Below are 24,183 nucleotides of genomic sequence, written 5' to 3' on the forward strand. Positions count from 1 at the left end.
CCGTCGGTTCGGCGGTGGTGCGGGCCACGCGGGTGGCGTGGGCAGAGCCTGGTGACGCAGGCGTCCGGGCGCACAACGTACTTGTGGGGACAGCCGGCGCACGACGGTTGTGTCTGCGCGCCGGCCGCCCGGACACCCACAAGGTATGGCACGGCGTGCCATGCGACAAGACACTGGGTGCCAACAATTTCTCTCAGATGTCATCTGGACGGCACGCATGAGCAACAACGGCCGCCCCGAAGGACGGCCGTTGTTGCTCTATGTCGTGATGTATCCCGATACGGGAGTGTTCAGCTCTTCTTGAGCGCCTTCTCGATCGCGCGCATGACCTCGTCGAGCGGCGCGTCAGTGCGGGCCACGGTCACCAGCACCTCGCCCTCGGTCCGTGCCGTGGCCGCCGGGGCCGCCTCCGCCTCGCGGCCCGCCCCGATGCCCGAACCGAAGGTCTCCCGCACGATGGCGAAGGCGTGGTCGAGCTGGGCCTCCACGTCGCCCTGGCCGCCGCCGCGCAGCCAACGCCGCAGCACGTGGTTGTGGGCGGTGACCACCGCCGAGGCGGCGACCTCGGCGAGCAGGGGGTCGTCGTCCCCGACGTGGTGGGCGGTCTCGTCGAAGTGACCCAGCAGATAGCGGGTGAACAGGCGCTCGTAGCGGGCCACGGAGGCGATCTCGCGCTCGCGCAGCGCGGGCACCTCGCGGGTGAGGCGGTAGCGCTCCACGGACACGGCCGGGGAGGCCGCGTACATCCGCATGACCTCCTTGATCCCCCGGCAGACGGTGTCCAGCGGGTTCTCGTGCGGCGGCGCGGCGTCGAGCACCCCGGCCGCCCGCACCAGGGTGTCGTCGTGGTCGGGGAAGATCGCCTCTTCCTTGGAGCGGAAGTGACGGAAGAACGTCCGGCGGGCGACCCCGGCGGTGGCCGCGATCTCGTCGACGGTCGTCGCCTCGTAGCCCTTCGTCGCGAACAACTCCATCGCGGCCGCCGCGAGTTTGCGGCGCATGGTGAGCCGCTGGGCGGCGGCGCGACGGGATCCGGCGCTCTCGGTGCCGGTCTCGGCGGGCTCCCTGGACCCCTTCGGGCCCTTGGCTCCCCTCGGCTCGGCGGCGGCCCCGCGCGGGGCGCGGGCGGACTTGGCGGGCTGGGACATGTGGGGAACGTAACACGCGCCCGTGTGGGCGTGCGGGGACGGACCTCCCCCCGCCGTCGCCGGGCGGTGGCCCCGTCCCGGCTCCAGCAGTCCGCCCCACCGCGGCAGCGGGTCAGGCCTTCGCATACTCACGGAAGCCGCGGCCGGTCTTGCGCCCCAGGCACCCCGCCGCCACCAGATGCTCCAGCAGCGGAGCGGGAGCCAGCCCCGGGTCCCGGAACTCCCGGTGGAGCACCCTCTCGATGGCCAGCGAGACGTCGAGGCCGACCACGTCGAGCAGCTCGAAGGGGCCCATCGGGTACCCGCCGCCGAGCTTCATCGCGGCGTCGATCTCGTCCGGCGAGGCGTAGTGCTCCTCCACCATCTTCACCGCGTTGTTGAGGTACGGGAACAGCAGGGCGTTGACGATGAACCCGGCCCGGTCGTGGCAGTCCACCGGGTGCTTGCGCAGCCTCGCGCACACCTCGCGCACGGTGGCGTGCGCGTCGTCGGCCGTCAGGACCGTGCGGACCACCTCGACGAGCTTCATGGCCGGCGCCGGGTTGAAGAAGTGCATGCCGATCACGTCCTGCGGGCGCGAGGTGGCGCGGGCGCAGGCGACCACGGGCAGCGAGGAGGTGGTGGTGGCCAGCACCGCGCCCGGCTTGCAGACCTTGTCCAGCGTCGCGAACAGCCGCCGCTTGACCTCCAGGTCCTCCGCCACCGCCTCGACGGCCAGGTCCACCTCCGCGAAGGCGTCGAGGGAGGCGGCCGGGACGAGCCGCCCCAGGGCGGCGTCCCGCTCCTCGGCGGTCAGCCGGCCCTTGTCCACCGAGCGCGCCAGGGACTTCGCGATCCGCCCCGTCGCCGCCTCGGCCTTCTCCTGCGAACGCGCCGCGAGGACCACCTGGTAGCCGGCCTTGGCGAAGACCTCCGCGATCCCGCTGGCCATCGTCCCCGAGCCGGCGACCCCGACCGACCGCACCTCGCGCCCGCCCGCCGCGGAGGCGTCCCCGGCGGGCGTCGCCGCGTCCGCCACCACGGTCGCGGAGCCCGGCGCCTCGTAGGTGTAGAACCCGCGGCCCGCCTTGCGGCCGGTCAGCCCCGCGGCCGCGAGCTGGCCCAGGACCGGCGCGGGCGCGTGCAGCCGGTCGTGCGAGGCGGCGTACATCGCCTCCAGGACCGTGTGGGCCGTGTCGACGCCTATCAGGTCCAGCAGCGCCAGGGGTCCCATCGGCAGACCGCAGCCCAGGCGCATGGCCGCGTCGATGTCCTCGCGGGTGGCGTAGCGCGACTCGAACATCGCCGCCGCCTGGTTGAGGTAGCCGAACAGCAGCCCGTCCGCGACGAATCCGGGCCGGTCGCCGACCGCCACCGGCTCCTTGCCCAGCTCGTGGGCCAGCTCGGTGACGGCGGCGACCGCCGAGGGCGCGGTGAGCACCGAGGAGACGACCTCGACGAGCTTCATGGCCGGCGCCGGGTTGAAGAAGTGCAGGCCCAGCACGCGCTCGGGGTGTGCCGAGTCGGCGGCGAGCCGCGTCACCGACAGGGCGTTGGTGCCGGTCGCGAGGACGGCCGTGGGCCGCACGACGGCGTCGAGGGCGGTGAACACCTCGTGTTTGAGGTCGTAGTCCTCCGGCACGACCTCGATCACCAGGTCGGCACCGGCGGCGTCGTTCAGGTCGCAGGAGGCGCGGAAGCGGGCCAGGGCGGCGCGCCGCTCGTCCTCGGTGACGCGCCCGCGCTCGACCGCGCGCGCGGTGGCGGCCTCCAGGGCGGCGCCGGCCCGCAGCACGGCCGCTTCGCTGACGTCGACGCCGACGACCTCGCGGCCCGCCCGGACGAGGACTTCGGCGATGCCGGTGCCCATGGTGCCCAGGCCGATCACGGCGACGGTGGAGATGAGGGACGACGAGCCGGCGGAGGAGGGGAGAGGGGACGGCGGAGGGGTGGACGGACGGTCCATCGCGAGACTCCAGAAGGTGTTCCCCGTGCACAGGGGGGACGGCGGTCGGCGGCCCCCGGCGGGGCACGTCGACGATGAGGGGATTTCCGCGAACGGGTGGAGGGCGCCCGCGGAGAGGGAATGGTGTGGCCGGCGGGCCCTGTCCCGGGGCCCCGCCGTACTGGAGTGCCGAACCGACGAACCGGCGTCGGAAAGAGGGGAGACGCCGTGGCGGCTGCGTCACCAGCCCGCCAGAGCGGATGTGCTGCTCTTGCCGGGAGATTAACCCACGGGTAACCGGGAGCGCCAGGGGGCGTACGCGCGACTTACGATGTGGCGCAGGCCACTCGGGGAGGAGAGCGGGAGATGGAAGAGGAATTCCGCGCGCTGCTGAAGAGGATCAGGGCCGAACTCGCCTCCTCGGCCGAGCATGCGGCATACGAGGCGCTGCTCGCGCTCGTCCGGGCCGACGGCCCCGCCGCACGCGACGAACTGGCCGAGGTCCTGGTGGCCCCCGAACGGCCGCTGTGGGCCCGGGAGATCGCCGCCTTCGCCCTCGGCGTCAAGGGCGACCGCCGGGCCTTCGAGACGCTCGTGCTCCTCCTCAACTACCGCGAACCCGTGCGCTGCGCCACCGCCGCCCACGCCCTGGCCCGCCTCCGCGACCCCCGTACCGCCCGCGCCGCCGCGGCCCTCGCCACCAACCCGCTGCGCACCGCCTACGCCGTCCACCCCGTGCGCCTGCTCACCGAGCTGCGCGCACCCGAGTCCGTGCCGGCGCTGCTGTCCACCCTGGAGCGGCTGCTGGCCGCCCGCGACCACTGCTGGCCGGTCGCCCGGGCCTGCGTGGAGGGCCTGGGCGTCCTCGGTGACCGCCGCGCCGAGGCCACCCTCGTCGCCGCCCGCGAGCACGAACGGCTGCGTCCCGCCGCCCTCGTGGCCCTGGCCCGGCTCACCGGCCGGGGCGGTGGCCCTCACGGCGTGCGGAGCGGGTCCAGCACATAGCGCACCTCCGGTACGGGCGTGCCGTCGGCGTCGTAGACGTCCTCGGCCCCGTCGGGGGCGAAGCCGGCGCGCTCGTAGAACCGGCGGGCGCGCGCGTTGTCCCGCACCACCCACAGGGACATCCGCGCATAGCCGCGCTTCCGTGTGCCCTCGACCGCCGCCGCGCACAGCGACCGGCCGACGCCGGTGCCGATCCGCTCGGGCCGGAGGTAGAGCGCGTACAACTCGGCCGTGTCCGCCTGCTGGTCGGCGTCGCGGCACGGGCCGAAGCACACCCACCCCACGACGTCCCCCTCCGCCGACTCGGCCACCAGGTCGGCCACCCGCGCGTCGCCCGCGGCCAGCCGCTCCCGCCGGCGTGCCGCGTCCTCGGCGGCGTCCAGGGCGTCCAGGTGCCCGCCGGGGAGCAGGCCGGCGTAGGCGGTGCGCCAGCCGCGCACCCGGATCTCCGCCACCGCGTCGGCGTCGGCCTCGGTCATCTCCCGTATCCGCACCATGGAGCGAAACGCTAGAGGATGTCCCGCCCGGATGCAGAACGTATGTATGTACGCAAAACCGCGCGACCCCCGATTTGGGCGGGTGTGATGTTGGTGGTTGGCTGTGCCGCACACACGCAGGACCGGGAAGCGCAGCGGACCGGAAGAGCACGGCACTTTTCATCGTCCCGGAGGACTAGCCATGGGCCAGGTCGAGGCCAGCACGGAGCGGATCATCGCGGCGGGCGCGGAGGACGTCTTCGACGCGCTGGCGGACTACAGCGACACCCGCGCCAAGCTGCTGCCCGAGCACTTCAGCGAGTACGAGGTGCGCGAGGGCGGCGACGGCGAGGGCACCGTGGTGCACTGGAAGCTCCAGGCCACCAGCAAGCGCGTCCGTGACTGCCTGCTGGAGGTCTCCGAGCCGTCCACCGGACAGCTGGTGGAGCGGGACCGCAACTCCTCCATGGTCACCACCTGGACGGTCACCCCGGCCGGCGAGGGCAAGGCGAAGGTCGTCGTCACCACCACCTGGAAGGGTGCGGGTGGCGTCGGCGGCTTCTTCGAGCGGACCTTCGCGCCCAAGGGTCTCGCCCGCATCTACGACGCCGTGCTCGACAAGCTCGCCGCCGAGGTGGAGGGCCGGCCGGGCGCCGCCTGATCCGGGACGGGCGCGGGGGCCGGGTGCGGCCCGAAACGTCCGACGCGCACGGTTCCGGCCGTGAGCCGCCCGGACCTCACCGGTCCGGGCTCACCGGATCGAGTGGTTTTCCCGTTGCCCCGCCGGTGCGCCCAAACCCCCTCCGACCGGGGGAAAAACGCTCGTTCGGCGTTCCCCGGCAAATCGTCGCGCTTGCTGGCCGTTGTCGCGTAATGCGAGAAATGGGCGGCAACTGCAGGCGCGACGAGGGGAGCAGTACGTGGGCGGGTCCACCTTCGAGACCACCTTGGAGAAGAGCGACAGGACGCTCGCCCCGCTCCCGACCGCACCCGCCCCGGCCGACCGGTGCCCTCCACCCGGCACGGCGAGGGTGCGCCTCGTCTTCGCCGGCCTGATGCTGACGCTGCTGCTCGCCGCGCTGGACCAGACCGTCGTCGCCACCGCCCTGCCGAAGATCGTGGGTGAACTCCACGGCCCGGACCGGATGTCCTGGGTCGTGACCGCCTACCTCCTCACCTCGACGATCACCCTTCCCCTCTACGGCAAGCTGGGCGACCTCTCCGGCCGCAAGGCGGTCTTCCTCGTCGCCGTCGCCGTCTTCGTCGCGGGCTCCGCGCTTGCCGGCTGGTCGCGCACGATGGACCAGCTCATCGCCTTCCGCGCCGTCCAGGGCGCCGGCGCCGGCGGGCTGCTCGTCGGCGTCCAGGCGATCGTCGCCGACCTCGTGCCCGCCCGGCGCCGCGGCCGCTACATGGGCGCCGTCGGCGCCGCCTACGGCCTCGCCTCCGTCGCGGGCCCCCTGCTCGGCGGCCTCTTCACCGACCGGGCCTCCTGGCGCTGGTGCTTCTACGTCAACGTCCCCCTCGGGCTCGTCACCCTGGCCGTCGTCGCCGCCGGACTCCACCTGCCCAGGCCGCCGCGCCGGGCCCGCTTCGACGTCCTGGGCGCGCTGCTGCTCACCGCGTCCACCACCTGCGCGGTGCTCGTGACCACCTGGGGCGGCACCGAATACGCCTGGACCTCCCGCACCGTCCTCGGACTCGCCGCGGGGGCCGTCGGCACGGCGCTGCTCTTCACCGTGGTGGAGCACTTCGCCGCAGAACCGATCATCCCACCGCACCTCTTCCGTGATTCCGTCTTCACCGTCACGGCCCTGGTCGGCACCGTCACCGGCGTCGGCCTCTTCGGCGCCGCCGGCTACCTGCCGGCCTTCCTCCAGATGGCCGACGGCGTCGGCGCCACCGAGTCCGGGCTGCTGATGCTGCCCATGATGGGCGGGATCGTCGCCGCCTCGCTCGTCTCCGGCCACCTCATCAGCCGAACGGGCCATTACAAACTCCTGCCCATCCTCGGCGGGGCCCTCTCCGCCGAGGGCATGTACCTGCTCTCCCACCTCGACGCCCAGACCGGCCGGCTGGTCTACAGCCTCTGGATGGCCATCCTCGGGGTCGGCATCGGGCTGGCCCTGCCGGTCCTCGTGCTTGCCGTGCAGAACTCCACCGACCCGGCCGACGTGGGCACCGCCACCAGCGCCCACCACTACCTCCGGCAGATCGGCGGCTCGGTCGGCGCGGCCGTCCTCGGCACGCTCTTCGCCCACCGGCTCACCGCCGCCCTGGCCGCCGAACTGCCGCCCCGCGCCGGGCTCCCGGCCCCCGACTCCCTCACCCCGCAGCTGGTGCACGCGCTCCCCGCCCCGCTGCGCGACGGATACGTCCGGGCCTACGCCGACGCCATGCCGCGGGTCCTCCTCTATCTCGTACCGGTGCTCATCGTGGGCTTTTTGCTCGCCTTCCTGCTGAAAGAGAAACCACTGGTGTCCCACAACGCCCCCGAGGCCGTCGTCCCGTCCGCGCGCCCCGCACCGCCGGCCGAACCGGCGCCCTACGTCGCGGGCATCCCCGTCACCGGAGCCGTCCAGCACCACGACGGCACCACCGTCCCCCGAGCCGCCCTCACCCTCATCGACGTCCAGGGCCGCCAGATCGGCCGCGGCGCCAGCGGTGAGGACGGGCGGTACGCGCTCAGCACGCCCGGAACCGGTTCGTACGTCCTCATCGCCGCCGCCGGCGGACACCAGCCCCAGGCCGTCACCGTCACCGTGGGGGAGCGCCCCGTCGAGCTCGACGTCGTCCTCGGCGGCGCCGGCCGGCTGGCCGGCACCGTGCGAACCGCCGACGGCACCCCCGTGCGCGAGGCGCTGGTCACCCTCACCAACGTGCACGGCGAGGTCGTCGCCTCCACCCGCACCGGCATCGAGGGCGGGTACGTCATCGACGAGCTGGTGGCCGGCGAGTACACCCTCGCCGCCAGCGCCCCCGCCTTCCGGCCCGCCGCGCTGCAGGTGACCGTCCAGTCCGCCCGCGAGACCCGCCAGGACGTCGAACTGGCGGGCGGCGCGGTGCTGCGCGGCACGGTGCGGGCGAGCGGCGGGCGGCCCGTCGACGACGCCCGCATCACCCTGCTGGACGCGGCCGGCAACGTCGTCGACTCCACCATCACCGGCGCCGACGGGGCGTTCCGCTTCGTGGACCTCTCGGCCGGCGAGTACACCGTCGTCGCCGCCGGCTACCCGCCCGTGGCCACCGTCCTGCAGGTGGCGGGCGGCGGTCGCACCGAACGCGACCTCCAACTCGGCCACGCCGACCAGTAGTCACCGCCGCGCGGCCGGCAGGCGCTCCCCGGGCGTCTCCGGCGGCGCCGGTGCCGCGCGGCGCGTGCCGACCGATGGCACGGCGGGGGTGACCTGCGGTAGGACTGGTGCATGGTGAAGATCCTGATCTCCGCGGACATGGAAGGGGCCACCGGCGTCACCTGGCCCGCCGACGTGCTGCCCGGAACGCCGCAGTGGGAGCGGTGCCGGCACCTGTTCACCTCGGACGTGAACGCGGCGATCGCCGGGTTCTTCGACGGCGGCGCCGACGCCGTCCTCGTCAACGAGGCGCACTGGAGCATGCGCAATCTGCTGCTGGAGGACCTGGACGAGCGAGCGGAGATGCTGACGGGGAAGCACAAGTCCCTCAGCATGGTCGAGGGGGTGCAGCACGGGGACGTGGACGGCATCGCCTTCGTCGGGTACCACGCCGCGGCGGGGGCCGAGGGGGTGCTCGCCCACACGTACCTCGCCAATTCCCTCATCGGCGTCCGGGTGGGCGGCACGCGGGCGAGCGAGGGATTGCTGAACTCTCTGGTCGTCGCCGAATACGGTGTCCCCGTGGTGTTGGTGACCGGTGACGACCGGACGTGCGAGGACGCCAAGCGCTATGCGCCCCTGGCCCGTTCGGTGGCCGTGAAGGACTACGTCTCGCGGTACGCGGCCGTGTGCCGCCCCCCGGCCCGTACGGCGGCCGCCATCCGGGCCGCGGCCGAGGAGGCCGTCGCGCTCGCGGCGCGGCACGACCCCGTGCGGGGCGGCCCGTTCACCATGGAGCTGGAGTTCGACGCGGAGCACCTGGCCGGCGCGGCCACGGCCGTGCCCGGCGTCGAGCAGACGGGTGAGCGGCTGGTCTCCTACACCATGCCGACCATGTACGAGGCAATCCGCTGCTTCAAGGCGGTCACCACCGTCGTGTCCGCGGCGGTGGAGGAGCAATATGGCTGACGCGGTCACCGGGGGGAGCGGGGGAGCCGGGCGGGTCGACGAAGTGGCCCTGGACGAGGCGACACGCTTCACCTCGGAGCTGATCCGGATCGACACCACCAACCGCGGCGGCGGCGACTGCCGGGAGCGCCCGGCCGCCGAGTACGTCGCCGAGCGGCTCGCCGAGGCCGGGCTCGAACCGGTCCTGCTGGAGAAGGAGCCGGGGCGCACCAACGTCGTCGCCCGCGTCGCCGGCACCGACCCGGGCGCCGAGGCGCTGCTGGTCCACGGCCACCTCGACGTGGTCCCCGCGGACGCCGCGGAGTGGACCGTGCACCCCTTCTCGGGCGAGGTCCGCGACGGCGTGGTGTGGGGCCGGGGCGCCGTCGACATAAAGAACATGAACGCGATGGTCCTGGCGACCGTACGGGCCTGGGCCCGCGCCGGCGTCCGGCCGCCCCGCGACATCGTGCTCGCCTTCACCGCCGACGAGGAGGACAGCGCCGCACCCGGCGCCGCCCACCTCGTCGCCGACCACGCGCCGCTCTTCGAGGGCTGCACGGTGGCCGTCGGCGAGTCCGGCGCGTACACCTTCCACGGCGACGGCGGCCTGCGGATCTATCCGGTGGGCGCGGGCGAGCGCGGCACCGCCTGGCTGCGGCTGACCGCGCACGGCACCGCCGGGCACGGCTCGAAGGTCAACCACCGCAACGCGGTCGCCCGGCTGGCCGCCGCGGTCACCCGGATCGGCGAGCACCGCTGGCCCGTCCGGCTGACCCCCACCGTGGCCGCGGCGCTGCGCGGACTCGCGGAGCTCCACGGCATCGAGGAGAACCCCGAGGCGCCCGGGTTCGACGTCGACTCGTTGCTGGCCAAGCTCGGGAAGTCCGCCGGTCTGGTGGCCGCGACCGTGCGCAACAGCGCCAACCCCACCGTGCTGGACGCCGGTTACAAGGTCAACGTGATTCCTGGGACCGCCACCGCCTTCGTGGACGGCAGGACGGTGCCGGGCGGCGACGAGGAGTTCCGCGCCACCATGGACCTGCTGACCGGGCCCGACGTGGACTGGGAGTTCCACCACCGGGACGCGGCCGTGCAGGCGCCGGTCGACGGCTCGGTGTTCGCCCGGATGCGCGAGGCCGTCGAGCGGTTCGAGCCGGAGGCGCGGGTGGTCCCGTTCTGCATGTCCGGCGGTACGGACGCCAAGCACTTCTCCCGCCTGGGCATCGCCGGATACGGCTTCTCGCCGCTCAGACTGCCCCCGGGCTGGGACTACCAGGCGCTCTTCCACGGCGTCGACGAGCGGGTGCCCGTCGAGGGGCTGCACTTCGGCGTCCGCGTGCTCGACGACTTCATGATGAGCGCGTTCACGACGACGTGACCGCGCCCGATGACCGAACCGTACGAACACTGTCCCGAGGAGGCGTAGCAATCATGGTGTCCACGGCACCCTACGGAACCTGGCGGTCCCCGATCGACGCCGCGCTCGTCGCGTCCCACGACGGCAAGCCGGACTTCGTGGGCATGGTGGGTGACGAGGTGTGGTGGGTCGCCGCCCGCCCGGCGGAGGGCGGCCGGGCGGCCCTGGTGCGGCTGCGGCCGGGGGGCCGGGAGGCCGTGGCCCTCCCGGCCCCGTGGAACGCGCGCAGCAGGGTGATGGAGTACGGGGGCGCCCCCTGGGCCGCCGTGCCGCGGCCGGCCGGGGGCCCACTGGTGGTCTTCGTCCACTTCGCCGACCAGCGGCTGTACGCCTGGGAGCCGGACGACCCGGCGGGCGCGGCGCCCCGGCCGCTCACGCCCCGCTCGGCGGTGGGCGGCGGGCTGCGCTGGGCCGATCCGGTGCTGCGGCCCGCGTCCGGTGAAGTGTGGTGTGTCCTGGAGGAGTTCACCGGCGAGGGGCCGCGCGACGTACGGCGTGTGATCGCCGCCGTGCCCCTGGACGGCTCCGCGGCGGCCGACCGGTCCGCCGTGCGTGAGCTGAGCGACGACCGGCACCGCTTCGTCACCGGCCCGCGGCTCTCCCCGGACGGCCGGCACGCCGCGTGGGTGGCGTGGGACCACCCCCGCATGCCCTGGGACGGCACCGAGCTGCTGGTGGCGCGGGTCGTGCCGGGGGACGAGGGGGTCCGCTTCGCGGACGCGCGGACGGTGCTGGGCGGGCCCGAGGAGTCCGTGGCGCAGGTGGAGTGGGCGGCTGACGGCACGCTGCTGGCCGCCACCGACGCGAGCGGCTGGTGGAACCTGCACCGCGTCGATCCGGCGACCGGCGGGAGCGTCAACCTCTGCCCCCGCGAGGAGGAGTTCGCGGGCCCGCTGTGGCGCGTGGGCCAGCGCTGGTTCATACCGCTGGACGGCGGCCTCGTCGCCGTGGTGCACGGCCGGGGCGCCCAGCGGCTGGGGATACTCGACCCCGAGACGGGGGAGCTTGTCGACGCCGCGGGGCCGTGGACGGAGTGGCTGCCGGCCCTGGCCGCGCAGGGCACGCGGGTCGTCGGCGTCGCCGCGAGCCCCCGCACCGCGTACGAGGTGGTGGAGCTGGACACCCGTACCGGCAGAGCCCGGGCCGTCGGCGCCCGGCACACCGACGCCGTGGACCGCGCCTACTACCCCGAGCCGCTGATCCGCACCTTCACGGGACCGGACGGCCGGGAGGTCCACGCGCACGTCTACCCCCCGCACAGCCCCGACTTCACCGGTCCCGCCGAGGAGGCGCCGCCGTACGTGATACGGGCCCACGGTGGCCCGACCGCCCGGTCACCCCTCGTGCTCGACCTGGAGATCGCCTACTTCACCTCGCGGGGCATAGGCGTGGCCGAGGTCCTCTACGGCGGCTCCACGGGTTACGGGCGCGCCTACCGCGAGCGGCTGCGCGAGCGGTGGGGGATCGTCGACGTGGAGGACTGCGCGGCCGTCGCCGAGGCGCTGGCCGAGGAGGGCACGGCCGACCGGGCCCGGCTGGCGATCCGGGGCGGCAGCGCGGGCGGCTGGACCGCGGCCGCCTCGCTGGTGTCCACGACGACCTACGCCTGCGGCACCGTCGTCTATCCGGTCCTCGATCTGACGGCCTGGGCGAACGACGGCACGCACGACTTCGAGTCGCACTACCTGCACTCGCTGGTCGGCCCGCTGGCCGAGGTCCCCGACCGCTACCGGGACCGCTCGCCGCTGGCCCGGGCGGACCGCGTCTCGGCGGCCTTCCTGCTCCTCCAGGGCCTGGCGGACCCCATCTGCCCGCCCGCGCAGAGCGAGCGGTTCGCCGAGGCGATGGCCGGGCGCGGTGTCCCCCACGCGTATCTGACCTTCGAGGGGGAGGGGCACGGGTTCCGCCGTGCCGAGACGCTGGTCCGCGCCCTGGAGGCGGAACTCTCCCTCTACGCGCAGACCTTCGGCGTCGTCGCGCCGGACGTCCCCCCGCTGGAACTCGTCAAGTAGGCGCGGCCCTCACCCCGCCTGCGCGGGCACGGAGCGCGCCCCCGCGCCCGCCCCCGCGCAGGCGGTCGCCGTGCGGGCGGCGGGGACGACGACGGGCGAGCCGTCGCCGGGCGCGGCGAGGACGTCGGCCTCGATGCCGTACAGCTCGCGGACGAGCGCCGCGTCCACGACCTCGCGCGAGGGGCCGTGTCCGATGATCCGGCCGTCGCGCATGGCGACGATCACATCGGCGTAGCGGGCGGCGCTGGCCAGGTCGTGAAGGACCATCACGACGGTGCGGCCGGCGGCGGCGACCTCGCGGACGAGTTCGAGGACGTCGACGGCGTGCCCGAGGTCGAGGGCGCTGGTGGGCTCGTCCAGCAGGACGACGGGGGTCTCCTGGGCGAGCACCATGGCGAGCCAGCACCGCTGGCGCTGGCCGCCGGAGAGCTGGTCGAGGCGGCGGGACGCCAGGGCGGTGGTGCCGGTGGCGTCGAGGGCCTCGCGGACCGCGCGTTCGTCCTCGCGCGACCACTGGCGGAAGAGGCCCTGGTGCGGATGGCGGCCGTAGCGCACGAGCCCGGCGACGGTCACGGCCTCGGGGGCCTGCGGCGACTGCGGCAGGAGGGCGATGCGGTGCGCCGCCTTGCGGGGGGCGAGCGCCCAGATGTCGGCGTCGCCGATCCGCACGGTCCCGGAGTCGGGCTGGTGGAGCCGGGCGAGGGATCTCAGGAGGGTGGACTTGCCGCAGCCGTTGGGTCCGACGACGGCGACGACCTGTCCCTCGGGGACGGTGAGGTCCACACCGCGCACGACGGGGTGGCCGGGGTATCCGGCGGTGAGCTGTTCGACGACCAGTCGCATGAGGTTAGCCTAACCTAATGGTTGTCTTCTGTTTCTCCGTCGCTTTTCTTGGTTCGCTTGGATTTTGAGGTCGCGGTCGTATGTTCGCTCGCACATCAATTCCCTTCGACCGTGAACGTCATGTAAGGTAAGGCTTACCTTAATTCAAGTGGAATGGGGGAAACCGCCGTGGAGCAGTCCGAACTCGCCGGCCGGACAGCGCTGGTCACCGGCGCCGGACAAGGCATAGGCGAGGCCGTGACCCGTGCCCTCGTCGCAAAGGGAGCACATGTCGCGGCCGTCGATGCGACGCCGGACGGCATCAAGGGCCTCGAAGCGGAATTCGGCGCCGGACGGGTGACCCACCACACCGCCGACGTCTCCGACAGCCGCGCCGTCGAGAAGGTCGTCGACGCCGTGGAGACCACCGTCGGCCCGCTCGACATCCTGGTCAACGTCGCCGGGGTGCTGCGCACTTCGCCCGTCGTCGGCATCACCGACGAGGACTGGGCGCACACCTTCGCCGTCAACTCCACGGGCGTCTTCAACACCTCCCGCGCCGCCGCCCGCCGCATGAGCGGGCGCCGCTCGGGATGCATCGTCACGGTCGGCTCCAACGCCGCCGGCGTCCCGCGCACCAGCATGGCCGCGTACGCCGCCTCCAAGGCCGCCGCCACCATGTTCACCAAGTGTCTCGGGCTCGAGCTGGCCCGCAGCGGCGTCCGCTGCAACGTCGTCTCGCCCGGTTCCACGGACACCGCCATGCAGCGCGCCCTGTGGGACGGCGACGAGCCGCCCGCCCGCGTCATCGACGGCGACCCCGGCGCGTACCGGGTCGGCATCCCCCTCGGCCGCCTCGCCGAGCCGGCCGACATCGCCGACGCCGTGCTCTTCCTCGTCTCCGACCAGGCCCGGCACATCACGATGCACGACCTGTACGTCGACGGCGGAGCCACCCTGCGCGCCTGACGGTGCGCGACCGGCCGGAACCGGCCGCCCCGCACGGCACCTGACGGGCAGTCGGCCCGTGGCGGCCGTGCGCGGCGGCGCGGGCGGGCCGGCCCGCTCCGGTCGCCTCCGGGACCCGCCAGCGGGGTGCCGGCGCACACGGCGCCGTCCTCCCCGGACGGCTCGCCGGGCCGGCCGCCGCGCCCACCGGCGGGACCGCTCCCGCTCCCGGCGGACCGCCCCCACGGCTCCGCCACCGTCCGCTCCCCACGGCCGTCAACCGTCCGCCGCACAGCAACCACGCACGTCCCCAGGGCGGCCGCGCCCCACCGGGCCGGCCGTCGCCGTCAGGCGGGGTGCCCGAAGAGGGCCGGTCCGCCGGAGATCTTTACCTCACACCCGGTGCGATCCACCGGAGGAACGGAGCAGCAGGTGACCACGGCTCACCACGTCGCCGACCGGCCGAGCGAGCCAGGCGCCGGTCCCGACGGCCTCGCCGCCACGACAGCGCAGCGCATCCCCGCGGACCGCGACGCCACGGTCGGCGCCGCGACGTCGCTGCTCGACGCCTACGAACCCGGGCGCGCCCGCTTCTTCGCCTCGCCCACCCGCACCCTGCTCGCCCACGGCGCCCGCGCCCACGTCCCGCACGGCGACGCCCCGCTGGCCCGGCGCGTCGCCGAGACCCTCGACGCCGAGCTGCTGGCCGGCAACGCCGCGCCGGTCGTCGTCGGAGCCGTTCCCTTCGACCACACCGCCCCCGCCGCGCTCGCCGTGCCCGAGGCCGTCCGCTGGGCACCCCCGCTGGCCGAGGACCCGCTCGTCGCCCTCCCCGCGGCGCCGCCCGCGCCCGCCGCGTGGGACGTCCGGCCCGTACCCGAGCCGGGCGTCTACGGCGACGCCGTCGCCGAGGCCGTGCGCCGCATGAACCGCGGCGAGTTCAGCAAGGTCGTCCTCGCCCGGACGCTCGAACTGCGCTCCTCCCGCGACCTCGACCTGCCCGCGCTGCTCCAGCGCCTCGCCCGCCGCGACCCGACCGGCTACACCTTCGCCGTGCCCTCCGGCCCCGGCCGCACCCTGCTCGGCGCCAGCCCCGAACTGCTCGTCTCCCGGCGCGGCGGACGGCTCGTCGCCAACCCGCTCGCCGGCTCCACGCCCCGCAGCGCCGACCTCGCCGAGGACGTGCGCCGCGCCGCCGCGCTGCTGGAGTCGGCGAAGGACCTGCACGAGCACGCCGTCGTCGTCGACGCCGTCCGGGCGGCCCTCGCCCCCTACTGCCGCACCCTCGAGGTGCCCGCCCGCCCCACGCTCGTGCGCACCGCCACCATGTGGCACCTGTCCACGACGGTGACCGGCGAGCCGGCCGACCCGGCGGTGTCCGCGCTGGAGCTGGCCTCCGCCCTGCACCCCACGCCCGCCGTCTGCGGCACCCCGACCGCCACCGCGCGCGACGTCATCGGCGAGCTGGAGCCCTTCGACCGCGGGTTCTTCACCGGCATGGTCGGCTGGGGCGACGCGAACGGCGACGGCGAATGGGTCGTCACCATCCGCTGCGCGGAGGCCGCGGAGCGCTCCCTGCGGCTGTACGCGGGCGCGGGCGTCGTCGCGCAGTCCTCACCGGAGGCCGAGACGGCCGAGACCGGTGCCAAGTTCCAGACGTTCCTGCAGGCAGTGGGGGTTGACCAGTGACCGAGACGACCGACGCTCCGGGCTACCCGGCCGAGTTCGCCGAGCGCTACCGCGCGGCGGGCTACTGGCGGGGCGAGACCTTCGGGCGGATGCTCCGCGAACGGGCCCAGAAGTACCCCGACCGCGTCGCCGTCGTCGACCCCGCCGGCGAGGGCCGCCGCTGGACGTACGCCGAGCTCGACGCGCGCGCCGACCGGCTGGCCGCGGGCCTGCTGGCCCGGGGCGTCGGCAAGGGCGACCGCGTCGTCCTGCAACTCCCCAACATCGCGGAGTTCTTCGAGGTCGTCTTCGCCCTCTTCCGCATCGGCGCCCTGCCGGTCTTCGCCCTCCCCGCCCACCGCGAGAGCGAGATCCGCCACTTCTGCGCCTTCACCGAGGCGGTGGCCTATGTGATCCCCGACGTCAGCGAGGGCTACGACTACCGCGCACTAGCGACGACGGTACGGGCCGACGTGCCGGGCCTCCGGCACGTCTTCGTCGTCGGCGACCCCGGCGAGCACACCGCGCTGGCCGACGTCCCGGCGGAGCCGGTCGTCATCGAGGACGAGCCCCGCCCCCACGAGCTGGCCTTCCTCCAGCTCTCCGGCGGCTCGACGGGCGTGCCCAAGCTCATCCCGCGCACCCACGACGACTACATCTACTCGCTCTGGAGCTCCAACGAGATCTGCGGGGTCGACGAGGACAGCGTCTACCTCTGCGCCCTGCCCGCGGCCCACAACTTCCCGCTCAGCTCGCCCGGCACGCTGGGCGCCCTCTACGCCGGCGCCCGCGTCGTGCTCGCCCCCCGCCCGAGCCCCGACGTGGCGTTCCCGCTCATCGAGCGCGAGGGCGTCACCCTCACGGGCCTCGTACCGCCGCTGGCCCTGGTGTGGACCGAGGCCGCGGCGAACACCACGCACGACCTCTCCAGCCTCGACGTCCTCCTCGTCGGCGGCGCGAAGTTCAGCGAGGAGGCCGCCCGGCGGGTGCGACCGGCCCTCGGCTGCACCCTCCAGCAGGTCTTCGGCATGGCGGAGGGCCTGGTCAACTACACCCGGCTCGACGACCCCGAGGAGATCGTCGTCACCACCCAGGGCCGCCCCATCTCGCCCGACGACGAGATCCGCGTCGTCGACGACGAGGACAACGACCTGCCCGTGGGCGCCACCGGCCACCTCCTCACCCGCGGCCCGTACACCATCCGCGGCTACTGGCGGGCCCCCGAGCACAACGCCAGGTCCTTCACCGCCGACGGCTTCTACCGCACCGGCGACGTCGTCCGGCTCACCGGGACGGGCCACCTCGTGGTCGAGGGCCGGGCGAAGGACCAGATCAACCGGGGTGGCGAGAAGGTCGCGGCCGAGGAGATCGAGAACCACATCCTCGCCCACCCCTCCGTCCACGACGTGGCCGTCGTCTCCATGCCCGACGACTACCTCGGCGAGCGCACCTGCGCGTACGTCGTGCTGCGCGAGGGTGCGGAGCCGGTGAAGTCCCTCGCCGTCAAGAAGTTCGTCCGCGCACGCGGCCTGGCCGCCTTCAAGGTCCCCGACCGCGTCGAGTTCGTCGACGCCTTCCCGCAGACGGGCATCGGCAAGGTCTCCAAGAAGGACCTCCGCGCGGCCATCGCCGCCCAGCTCGCCTCCACCGCCACGAAGCACTGAGAAAGGCCCACCCACCATGGCGCTCCCCGCCATCGCCCCCTATCCCATGCCCACCGGGGCGGACCTGCCGGCGAACAAGGTCGCCTGGACCGTCGACCCCGCCCGCGCCGTCCTGCTCGTGCACGACCTCCAGAACTACTTCCTGGACGCCTTCACCGCCCACGCCTCGCCCGTCACCGAGCTGCTGGCGAACGTCGGCCGGCTGAAGAAGGACTGCGCCCGGCTCGGCGTGCCGGTCGTCTACTCCGCCCAGCCCGGCGGCCAGACGGCCGCCGAACGCGGCCTCCAGCAGGACTTCTGGGGCCCGGGCCTGCCCGACGACGCCCGTGCGAAGGCCATCGCGGAGCCGGTCGCCCCGGGCGCGGACGACACCGTGCTCACCAAGTGGAAGTACAGCGCGTTCGTCCGCACCGACCTCGCCGAACGGATGGCCGCCCAGGGCCGCGACCAGCTGGTCATCGTCGGGGTGTACGCGCACATCGGCGTCATGATGAGCGCCTGTGACGCGTGGATGCGCGACATCCAGCCCTTCCTCGTCGCCGACGCCGTCGCCGACTTCTCCGCGGAGGACCACGCCATGGCGCTCCGCTGGGCCGCGGCCAAGTGCGCCGTCGTCACCACCACCGACCGCGTCCTCGAAGGGAAGTGAGCCTCGTGGCTCTCACTCTGGAACAGATCCGTGCCGACGTCGCCGACGTGCTGGGCGAGGACCCCGCCGACATCCCCGACGACGAGAACCTCGTGGACTACGGGCTCGACTCCGTCCGCATCATGAGCCTCCTGGAGCGCTGGCGCCGCGACCACGGTGTGCAGGCCGGCTTCGTCGAGCTGGCCGAGAAGCCGGCCATCGAGCAGTGGGCCCCCCTGCTGGGGGCCCGGGGATGACGGTCCACGCACTGGACCGGCGCGTCGGCGGCACCGGCTCCTCCGCCCCGGAGGGCCTGCCGCTGACGGCCGCCCAGTCGGCCCTGTGGTCCGCCAGGAACCTCGGTCCGGGCCGCCCCAGCGCGCTCAGCACGGCCGAGTACGTGGACATCCGCGGTGACCTGGACGGCGAGCTGTTCGCCGAGGCCCTGCACCGCACCGTCGGCGAGGCGGACGCCCTGCGCGTCCGCTTCGCCGCCACCCCCGACGGGCCGCGGCAGGTGGACGCCGGCACCGAGCCGCCCTACCGCGGCTTCCCGTTCCACATCGCCGACGTGCGCCACCAGGGGGATCCGGTGGCCCGCGCGCTGGAGTGGATGCGGGCCGACCTCGCCCTGCCCTTCGACCTGGCGCGCGGCCCGCTCTTCGCCCACGTCCTCTTCCACGTCGGCGGCGACCACTGGCTCTGGTACCACCGCGCCCACCTCGCCGTCCTGGACGGCCACGGCCACGCCCTCTTCGCCCGCCGCGTCGCCGACGTCTACACCGCCCTCGTCGGGGGCGCCCGGCCCGCGGCGAGCCCCTTCGGCCGGCTCGCGGCGCTCGTCGCGGAGGACGCCGCCTACCGGGCCTCCGCCGCCCACGACCGCGACCGGGCCCACTGGCGGCGCCGCCTCGCCGCGCACCCCCGCCCCGCGCCCACCCTCGCCGGGCCGCCCGTCCCCCAAGGCCCCGACGCCCCGCCGCCGCACCGCCACACGGCCCGCCTCGGCCCGCGGACCACCGCCCGGCTGTGCGACCTGGCCGTCTCCGTACGGGCCACCCGGACCGAGGTCCTCTTCGCCGCCCAGGCCCTCTACCTGGCCCGCGCCACCGGCGCCGAGACCGTCGTCCTGGGCGTGCCCATGACGGGGCGCACGGGCTCCACCGCGCTGCGCGTGCCGGCCGCCCTCGCGGGCGTCCTCCCGCTGTGCTTCACCGTCACCCCCGACACGACCTTCGCCGAGCTCGCGCGCCAGGCCGACGTCGGCATCCGGGCGGCCCGCCGCCATCAGCGCCACCGCCCTGCGGGCCCTGCGGGCGGGACACTCGTCCACGTCGTGCCCCGCCGGCCGGAGCTGTCCTTCGCCGGGGCGCCCGCCACCGCGCACGTCGTCTCCTCCGGGCCCGTCGACGACCTCACCGTCACCTTCGCGCTCGGCGAGGACGGCGGCCTGCGCGTCGACCACGAAGCCGACCCCACGCGCTACGACGCCGGCGAACTCGCCGCGCACCAGCAGCGTTTCGTCCACCTGCTGACCCGCCTCGCCGACGGCGACCCGCACCGGCCGCTGTCCGCGCTGTGCCTGGCCACCGACGAGGAACGCGAGCGGGTGCTGGGCGAGTTCAACGACACGGCGGTCGCCGTGCCGCCCACGACGCTGATCGGCCCGGTCGAGGCGCAGGCCGCCCGCACCCCCGGCGCCCCCGCGCTGATCGCCGAGGACCTGACCCTGACGTACGCGGAGCTGAACGCCCGCGCCAACCGGCTGGCCCGCCACCTCATCGGTCTCGGCGTCCGCCCCGGCACCCGGGCCGCCGTGGCGCTGCCGCGCTCCGCCTCCCTGGTCGTGGCCCTGCTGGCCGTCCTCAAGGCGGGCGGCGCGTACGTGGCGCTGGCGGCCGCCGACGCCCGGACGCGGCTCGCGGACGCGGAGCGGGACCCGGCGCTCGTGTGCGTGCTGACCGACACGGCGACGCGGGCGGCGCTGCCGGACACGGGACGGCCCCTCGTGGTCCTCGACGACACCGCGGCGGCCGGCGACCTGGCCGGGCACCTGCCCACCGACCCGGGCCGTCCGCTCACGCCCCGGCACCCCGCGTACGTCGTCGACGGCGTCGCCGTGCCCCACGCCGCCGCCGACAACCTGCTGCGCTGGATGCAGGGGGAGCACCCGCTGACGGCGGCCGACCGGGTGCTGGTCAAGGCGCCGCCCGGGTCCGCGGTCCTGGCCTGGGAGGTCCTCGCGCCGCTGCGCGCGGGCGCCGCCCTCGTCGTGGCCGGCGAGCAGGCCGACACCACCCGCACGATCCGCGAACAGGGCGTCACCGTGGCGCACTTCACGCCGTCCGAGGTGGCGTCCGTCACGGGAAGGACGCCGGCCCTGACCGGTCTGCGAGAGGTCTTCTGCGACGTGTCCCGCGACGGCGTGCCGCTGCCGGCCGAGGTGGCCGGCCGCTGGTGCGAGGCGCTGCCGGACGTGCCCCTGCACCAGCTGTACGGGCCGTCGGAGGCGGTCGGCGTCGTCGCCCACCACCGGTGCGAGCCGGGCGGGCCCGGCCCGGTGCCCCTCGGCCGGCCCGTGTGGAACACCCGCCTGCACGTGCTGGACTCCGCCAGCCAGCCCTGCCCGCCCGGCGTCACCGGGGAGCTGTACGTCGCCGGCGAGGACGCCCGCCCCACCGGGGTGCCGGCCCGTTGGCGGCCGGACGGCGTGCTCGAGCACGCGGGCGGTGCCGCGGCGGCCGCGGACCGGCCGTCCCCGTGACCCCGGCCCCGGCGGATGCCGCCGCCGGGGCCGGTCCGCCCGCTTCGCCGCCGGCGGCGCGGGGGATACTCGGATACAGCCCGACCAGGGGGGATGAGCACTGATGCGTCTTCGGGTCATCGGTCGCGACCCGCTGCCGGAAGCGTGGACGCCCCAGGGCGCTCCGCACGTCTGGCTGCTGCGGATCGACGACCGCGCGCCGTGGCGGCCGGAGGAGTACGAACGGGTCCTCGACGCCCAGGAGCGCACCCGCGCCGCCGGCTTCGTGCGGCCGCTGCACCGCGAGCGTTACGTGGCCTCCCACATGGCTCTGCGGCAGCTCCTCGGGGCGTACACCGGCACGTCCCCGGAGGCGGTCGCTCTGGTGCGGGAGCCGTGCCCCGGCTGCGGGGAGCTCCACGGCCGCCCCGCCGTCGCGGGGTCCCCGCCGCGGCTGCACTTCAACCTCTCGCACGCGGGGGACCTCGCGCTCCTCGCCTTCGCGGACACCCCGGTGGGGGCGGACGTGGAGCGGCGGCAGCCCGACTCCGTCGTGGCCGACGTCTCCCGGCTGCTGCACCCGAAGGAGACGGAGGAGCTGGACGCCCTGCCGCCCGCCCGTCGCGCGCCGGCCTTCGCCCGCTGCTGGACCCGCAAGGAGGCCTACCTCAAGGGCACGGGCACGGGACTGTCCGAGGCCCCCTCCGTGACCTACGTCGGCACGGGCCCTGCCCCGGTGTCACCACCGGGCTGGACGCTGACGGACGTGGCGGTGGGGGAGGGGTACGCGGGCGCGCTGGCGGTACGGGAGCGTGCGGATACCCCTTAGGGGGTGTCCGATGGGTCAGCACGGGCCCTGCGGAGCCCGGCACGGCACCTCGCTGTGTTGTCGCATCAGCCGAGGACGCTAGCGGTCCCAGTGACCCGGCCGCGTCAGGGACCGCGGCAGCTTCGTCCGGCCGTCGCCCTTCGCCGCGTTCACCTGCGCCTGCGTGAGGAAGAGGCTGTCGGAGAGGTCCGCGCCCACGAGGCTCGCGTCCCTCAGGTCCGCCCCGATGAGGTCGGTCAGCCGCAGGTCCGCCCCCGTGAGGTCCGCCGCGATGAGGTACGCCCCTCGCAGGTTGGCCCCCCGGAGGTCGGCGCCCTTGAGGCGGGCCCCCATGAGGTCCGCGCCCCGGCGGTCCTTCGCCTTGCGCCCGGCGGGGGCCTTCGCCCGCACCAGCTCGCTCGTGCGCAGCAGGAGGACGTTGACCTCCTGCCGGTGGGCCGCGACGTCCAGCTCCAGCAGCGCCGCCGCGCTCTCCCGGGAGAGGCGCTCGGTCGCGTCGAGGGCACGGCGGAGGTCACGGTGCAGCGGGCGGGCCGCCGGCCGCTCCAGCGCCTCGGCCAGATACCAGAGCAGCTCGTGCAGCTGCCGCATCACGGGGAAGACGCCGAACATCTCCCGGGCGGTGCCCCCGGACCCCCGCCAGTCCTCGCCGCCGAAGGTGACCTGGGAGACCTTCTGCCCGGCACCGAAGCAGTCGAAGACGGTGCAGCCCTTGAAGCCCCGCTCCCGCAGCCGGCTGTGAATGCCGCAGCGGAAGTCCTCCTGGAGGTTGCCGCACGGCTTTCCGGCGTCCTTGTTCACGGCGAAGTCCACCGAGGCCGCGAAGGGCAGTGCGACACAGCACAGCCCGAAGCAGTCGCCGCAGTCGGCCCGCAGTCCGAGGTCGCTGAACGAATCGGGGTGCGCGGCTGCGCTCTCGTCGGGCACGGTGTTGTCGTCCTCTTGCGTCGGGCCGGATCCGGGATCGAGTAGAGCCCGGCGGGCACGGGCCGGTCAAATCGGTTTTCCCGGCCGCCGCGGCGGCCGGGGCCTCAGGAGACCCCGCGCGGGCGGAACTGGACGCTGATGCGCGGACCCACGGGCTTGGAGGTCTTGGGGACCGCGTGGTCCCACGTCCGCTGGCAGGTGCCGCCCATGACGACGAGGTCCCCGTGCCCCAGGGGCTGCCGGACGTGCGGGGCGCCGCCGTCGCGCGGCCGCAGCACCAAGGCCCGCGGCTCCCCGACGGAGAGGATCGCGACCATCGTGTTCTCCCGCGCGCCGCGCCCGATCCGGTCGCCGTGCCAGGCCACGCTGTCGCGGCCGTCGCGGTAGAAGCACAGGCCGACCGTGCGGAACGCCTCACCGAGCTCGGCGGCGTAGTGCCCGCTCAGTGCGTCCCGGGCCTCGGCCAGGACCGGGTGGGGGAGCGGGTCGGCCTCCCCGTAGTGGGCGAGCAGGCGCGGCACGTCGACCACGTTGTCGTACATGTGCCGCCGCTCGGCGCGCCACGGCACCGTACCGGCCAGGACTTCGAACAGGGTGTCGGCTCCGCTCAGCCAGCCGGGCAGGACGTCGAGCCACGCGCCGTGCGTGAGCGTCGTACGCCGCGCCTCGGCCAGGGGACGCCCCAGGCCGATGGCGTCGGCCGCGCCGAAGAGCGAGCCCTGAAGCTGGACCGTCATGCGCTCAGCCTACGCCACATATAGAACAGGTGAACGAACATGTCAGGGGGTGGCGTGCTCCAGGCGGCGCAGCAGGTCGGGCACCTCGGCCACCGAAGCCACCGTGTGCGAGGCGCCTCCGGCCACGCCCGCCGCGACCTGATCCGCGTACTTGCCGGTGCGCACCTGCACGGTCATCGCCCCGATGCTCCGGCCGCCCGTGCCGTCCGTGGTGGCGTCGTCGCCGATCACCGCCGTCTCCTGGGGAGAGAAGCCCGTCGAGGTGGCGGCCAGCCCGAAGTACTCGCTCGACGGCTTGCCCAGGAGGCGGGCGGACCGGCCCGTGCCGTACTCGAGCGCGGCGACGATCGCCCCGGTGTCGAGGAACTCCTCGCCCTGGGGAGTGCGGTAGAGCGCCCCGCGCTGCAGGGCGATCAGCTCCGCTCCCGCGCGCACGGCCCGGAAGGCCCGGTTCAGCAGCGGGTAGTCCAGGACCGCCTGACAGTCGCCGACGATCACGTGCGTCGGTGTCGCCGCGGGCGCGCCCACCGTCCGGCCGGAGGGAGGGAAGGCCTTCCGCAGTTCCTCGGACATCAGCGGCAGGACCCGGGCCCCCGGTGAGCACGCCAGCAGTGTCTGCGCGGCGACCACGGGCGTGAAGAGTTCCTCCCGCTCGACGTGCAGACCGCAGGCGCGCAGGCTCTCCAGCGTCACCTCGACCGTCTTGGACTCGGTGTTGGTGAGGAAACGCAGGGCGTAACCGCCGTCCCGGAGCCGGTTGATCGCCTTCGGGGCGCCGTCGATGGCGTCACCGTGGTCGAAGACGGTTCCGTTGATGTCGATCAGCAGGGCGCGGACGTGAAAGTTCACAGCTGCCTCCCGGCGCGTCCGGCACGGATCCGTCCCATTTTAGTGAGGACGTGGCGGAGCCGCGCCCGCTGTGCGCCGTCACCCCGTCGGGCGCAGGGCGGGGAATGCTGCGATGATGAATTGTCGGCCACCCTTCGGTCGT

General features: G+C 74.6%; 20 protein-coding genes. 13 read left to right on the plus strand and 7 right to left on the minus strand.

Annotated elements, in window-relative coordinates:
* Positions 1 to 290: 290 nt before the first annotated feature.
* Both CYQ11_RS25630 and CYQ11_RS25635 read right to left on the minus strand, forming a co-directional pair.
* The gene (locus CYQ11_RS25630; protein WP_099202675.1) at positions 291 to 1,148 is read right to left on the minus strand and encodes a TetR family transcriptional regulator; all 858 of its coding nucleotides are present in this window, start codon (positions 1,146 to 1,148) and stop codon (positions 291 to 293) included.
* A 112-nt stretch (positions 1,149 to 1,260) separates the two neighbouring features.
* Positions 1,261 to 3,093 (minus strand): 3-hydroxyacyl-CoA dehydrogenase family protein, encoded by a 1,833-nt coding sequence (locus CYQ11_RS25635; RefSeq protein WP_099202676.1) that lies wholly within the window; start codon positions 3,091 to 3,093, stop codon positions 1,261 to 1,263.
* Between the two features lie 345 nt (positions 3,094 to 3,438).
* On the opposite strand from CYQ11_RS25635, the gene CYQ11_RS25640 reads away from it, so the two are divergent.
* A complete protein-coding gene (locus tag CYQ11_RS25640; protein ID WP_099202677.1) occupies positions 3,439 to 4,077 on the plus strand; it encodes a HEAT repeat domain-containing protein in 639 nt (212 codons plus the stop codon).
* Here the strand turns inward: CYQ11_RS25640 and CYQ11_RS25645 are convergent.
* Complete coding sequence (locus CYQ11_RS25645; protein ID WP_099202678.1) at positions 4,047 to 4,574, minus strand: GNAT family N-acetyltransferase; 528 nt, start codon at positions 4,572 to 4,574, stop codon at positions 4,047 to 4,049. The genes CYQ11_RS25640 and CYQ11_RS25645 overlap by 31 nt on opposite strands.
* Positions 4,575 to 4,755: 181 nt before the next feature.
* Here CYQ11_RS25645 and CYQ11_RS25650 point away from each other — a divergent pair, with 181 nt between their 5' ends.
* The 5 genes from CYQ11_RS25650 to CYQ11_RS25670 all read left to right on the plus strand — a co-directional run bounded on the left by CYQ11_RS25650 (position 4,756) and on the right by CYQ11_RS25670 (position 12,226).
* Positions 4,756 to 5,214, plus strand: coding sequence for an SRPBCC family protein (locus CYQ11_RS25650; protein WP_099202679.1), 459 nt, complete (start codon positions 4,756 to 4,758; stop codon positions 5,212 to 5,214).
* A gap of 259 nt (positions 5,215 to 5,473) precedes the next feature.
* Positions 5,474 to 7,867: an MFS transporter gene (locus CYQ11_RS25655; RefSeq protein WP_099202680.1), complete on the plus strand. Its 2,394-nt coding sequence runs from the start codon at positions 5,474 to 5,476 to the stop codon at positions 7,865 to 7,867.
* Positions 7,868 to 7,981: 114 nt separating this feature from the next.
* On the plus strand, positions 7,982 to 8,815 hold the full coding sequence (locus CYQ11_RS25660) for a M55 family metallopeptidase (RefSeq protein WP_099202897.1): 834 nt from the start codon (positions 7,982 to 7,984) through the stop codon (positions 8,813 to 8,815).
* Positions 8,808 to 10,175, plus strand: coding sequence for a M20/M25/M40 family metallo-hydrolase (locus CYQ11_RS25665; RefSeq protein ID WP_099202681.1), 1,368 nt, complete (start codon positions 8,808 to 8,810; stop codon positions 10,173 to 10,175). The genes CYQ11_RS25660 and CYQ11_RS25665 overlap by 8 nt, the downstream gene beginning before the upstream one ends.
* A gap of 53 nt (positions 10,176 to 10,228) precedes the next feature.
* On the plus strand, positions 10,229 to 12,226 hold the full coding sequence (locus tag CYQ11_RS25670; RefSeq protein ID WP_099202682.1) for a prolyl oligopeptidase family serine peptidase: 1,998 nt from the start codon (positions 10,229 to 10,231) through the stop codon (positions 12,224 to 12,226).
* 9 nt (positions 12,227 to 12,235) lie between these two features.
* Here the strand turns inward: CYQ11_RS25670 and CYQ11_RS25675 are convergent, their stop codons facing one another.
* Positions 12,236 to 13,069 (minus strand): ABC transporter ATP-binding protein, encoded by an 834-nt coding sequence (locus CYQ11_RS25675; protein ID WP_099202683.1) that lies wholly within the window; start codon positions 13,067 to 13,069, stop codon positions 12,236 to 12,238.
* A gap of 153 nt (positions 13,070 to 13,222) precedes the next feature.
* Between CYQ11_RS25675 and CYQ11_RS25680 the strand changes: the two genes are divergently transcribed.
* From CYQ11_RS25680 to CYQ11_RS25710, 7 genes are all read left to right on the plus strand, one after another.
* Positions 13,223 to 14,017, plus strand: a complete 795-nt coding sequence (locus CYQ11_RS25680) for a 2,3-dihydro-2,3-dihydroxybenzoate dehydrogenase (RefSeq protein WP_099202684.1) — start codon at positions 13,223 to 13,225, stop codon at positions 14,015 to 14,017.
* Positions 14,018 to 14,512: 495 nt separating this feature from the next.
* Positions 14,513 to 15,685, plus strand: a complete 1,173-nt coding sequence (gene dhbC / locus CYQ11_RS25685; RefSeq protein WP_099202898.1) for an isochorismate synthase DhbC — start codon at positions 14,513 to 14,515, stop codon at positions 15,683 to 15,685.
* Entirely contained in the window at positions 15,682 to 17,328 is a 1,647-nt protein-coding gene (locus CYQ11_RS25690) for a (2,3-dihydroxybenzoyl)adenylate synthase (protein ID WP_099202685.1), read from the plus strand. The genes dhbC and CYQ11_RS25690 overlap by 4 nt, the downstream gene beginning before the upstream one ends.
* 16 nt (positions 17,329 to 17,344) lie before the next feature.
* Complete coding sequence (locus tag CYQ11_RS25695; protein WP_099202686.1) at positions 17,345 to 17,977, plus strand: isochorismatase family protein; 633 nt, start codon at positions 17,345 to 17,347, stop codon at positions 17,975 to 17,977.
* Positions 17,978 to 17,982: 5 nt separating this feature from the next.
* On the plus strand, positions 17,983 to 18,213 hold the full coding sequence (locus CYQ11_RS25700) for a phosphopantetheine-binding protein (RefSeq protein WP_099202899.1): 231 nt from the start codon (positions 17,983 to 17,985) through the stop codon (positions 18,211 to 18,213).
* Positions 18,210 to 20,720, plus strand: a complete 2,511-nt coding sequence (locus CYQ11_RS25705) for an AMP-binding protein (RefSeq protein ID WP_099202687.1) — start codon at positions 18,210 to 18,212, stop codon at positions 20,718 to 20,720. Before CYQ11_RS25700 ends, CYQ11_RS25705 begins: the two co-directional genes overlap by 4 nt.
* Before the next feature lie 103 nt (positions 20,721 to 20,823).
* Positions 20,824 to 21,528, plus strand: coding sequence for a 4'-phosphopantetheinyl transferase family protein (locus CYQ11_RS25710; protein WP_099202688.1), 705 nt, complete (start codon positions 20,824 to 20,826; stop codon positions 21,526 to 21,528).
* 78 nt (positions 21,529 to 21,606) lie between these two features.
* On the opposite strand, the gene CYQ11_RS25715 is transcribed toward CYQ11_RS25710, so the two are convergent.
* The 3 genes from CYQ11_RS25715 to CYQ11_RS25725 all read right to left on the minus strand — a co-directional run bounded on the left by CYQ11_RS25715 (position 21,607) and on the right by CYQ11_RS25725 (position 24,041).
* Positions 21,607 to 22,455 (minus strand): pentapeptide repeat-containing protein, encoded by an 849-nt coding sequence (locus CYQ11_RS25715; RefSeq protein ID WP_099202689.1) that lies wholly within the window; start codon positions 22,453 to 22,455, stop codon positions 21,607 to 21,609.
* Positions 22,456 to 22,559: 104 nt separating this feature from the next.
* The gene (locus CYQ11_RS25720) at positions 22,560 to 23,192 is read right to left on the minus strand and encodes an alpha-ketoglutarate-dependent dioxygenase AlkB (RefSeq protein ID WP_099202690.1); all 633 of its coding nucleotides are present in this window, start codon (positions 23,190 to 23,192) and stop codon (positions 22,560 to 22,562) included.
* 42 nt (positions 23,193 to 23,234) lie between these two features.
* Positions 23,235 to 24,041 carry an HAD hydrolase-like protein gene (locus CYQ11_RS25725; protein WP_099202691.1) on the minus strand — a complete coding sequence of 269 codons (807 nt, stop codon included), beginning with the start codon at positions 24,039 to 24,041 and terminating at the stop codon, positions 23,235 to 23,237.
* Positions 24,042 to 24,183 lie beyond the last annotated feature (142 nt).

Source organism: Streptomyces cinnamoneus (assembly GCF_002939475.1).
GTDB classification, from domain to species: Bacteria; Actinomycetota; Actinomycetes; order Streptomycetales; family Streptomycetaceae; genus Streptomyces; species Streptomyces cinnamoneus_A.

Coding starts and splice junctions, on each gene's coding strand:
- CYQ11_RS25665 (WP_099202681.1), top strand. CDS start 8,808: ATGGCTGACGCGGTCACCGGGGGGAGCGGGGGAGCCGGGCGGGTCGAC.
- CYQ11_RS25675 (WP_099202683.1), bottom strand. CDS start 13,069: ATGCGACTGGTCGTCGAACAGCTCACCGCCGGATACCCCGGCCACCCC.
- CYQ11_RS25705 (WP_099202687.1), top strand. CDS start 18,210: ATGACGGTCCACGCACTGGACCGGCGCGTCGGCGGCACCGGCTCCTCC.
- CYQ11_RS25680 (WP_099202684.1), top strand. CDS start 13,223: ATGGGGGAAACCGCCGTGGAGCAGTCCGAACTCGCCGGCCGGACAGCG.
- CYQ11_RS25635 (WP_099202676.1), bottom strand. CDS start 3,093: ATGGACCGTCCGTCCACCCCTCCGCCGTCCCCTCTCCCCTCCTCCGCC.
- CYQ11_RS25720 (WP_099202690.1), bottom strand. CDS start 23,192: ATGACGGTCCAGCTTCAGGGCTCGCTCTTCGGCGCGGCCGACGCCATC.
- CYQ11_RS25650 (WP_099202679.1), top strand. CDS start 4,756: ATGGGCCAGGTCGAGGCCAGCACGGAGCGGATCATCGCGGCGGGCGCG.
- CYQ11_RS25710 (WP_099202688.1), top strand. CDS start 20,824: ATGCGTCTTCGGGTCATCGGTCGCGACCCGCTGCCGGAAGCGTGGACG.
- CYQ11_RS25695 (WP_099202686.1), top strand. CDS start 17,345: ATGGCGCTCCCCGCCATCGCCCCCTATCCCATGCCCACCGGGGCGGAC.
- CYQ11_RS25670 (WP_099202682.1), top strand. CDS start 10,229: ATGGTGTCCACGGCACCCTACGGAACCTGGCGGTCCCCGATCGACGCC.
- CYQ11_RS25645 (WP_099202678.1), bottom strand. CDS start 4,574: ATGGTGCGGATACGGGAGATGACCGAGGCCGACGCCGACGCGGTGGCG.
- CYQ11_RS25640 (WP_099202677.1), top strand. CDS start 3,439: ATGGAAGAGGAATTCCGCGCGCTGCTGAAGAGGATCAGGGCCGAACTC.
- CYQ11_RS25630 (WP_099202675.1), bottom strand. CDS start 1,148: ATGTCCCAGCCCGCCAAGTCCGCCCGCGCCCCGCGCGGGGCCGCCGCC.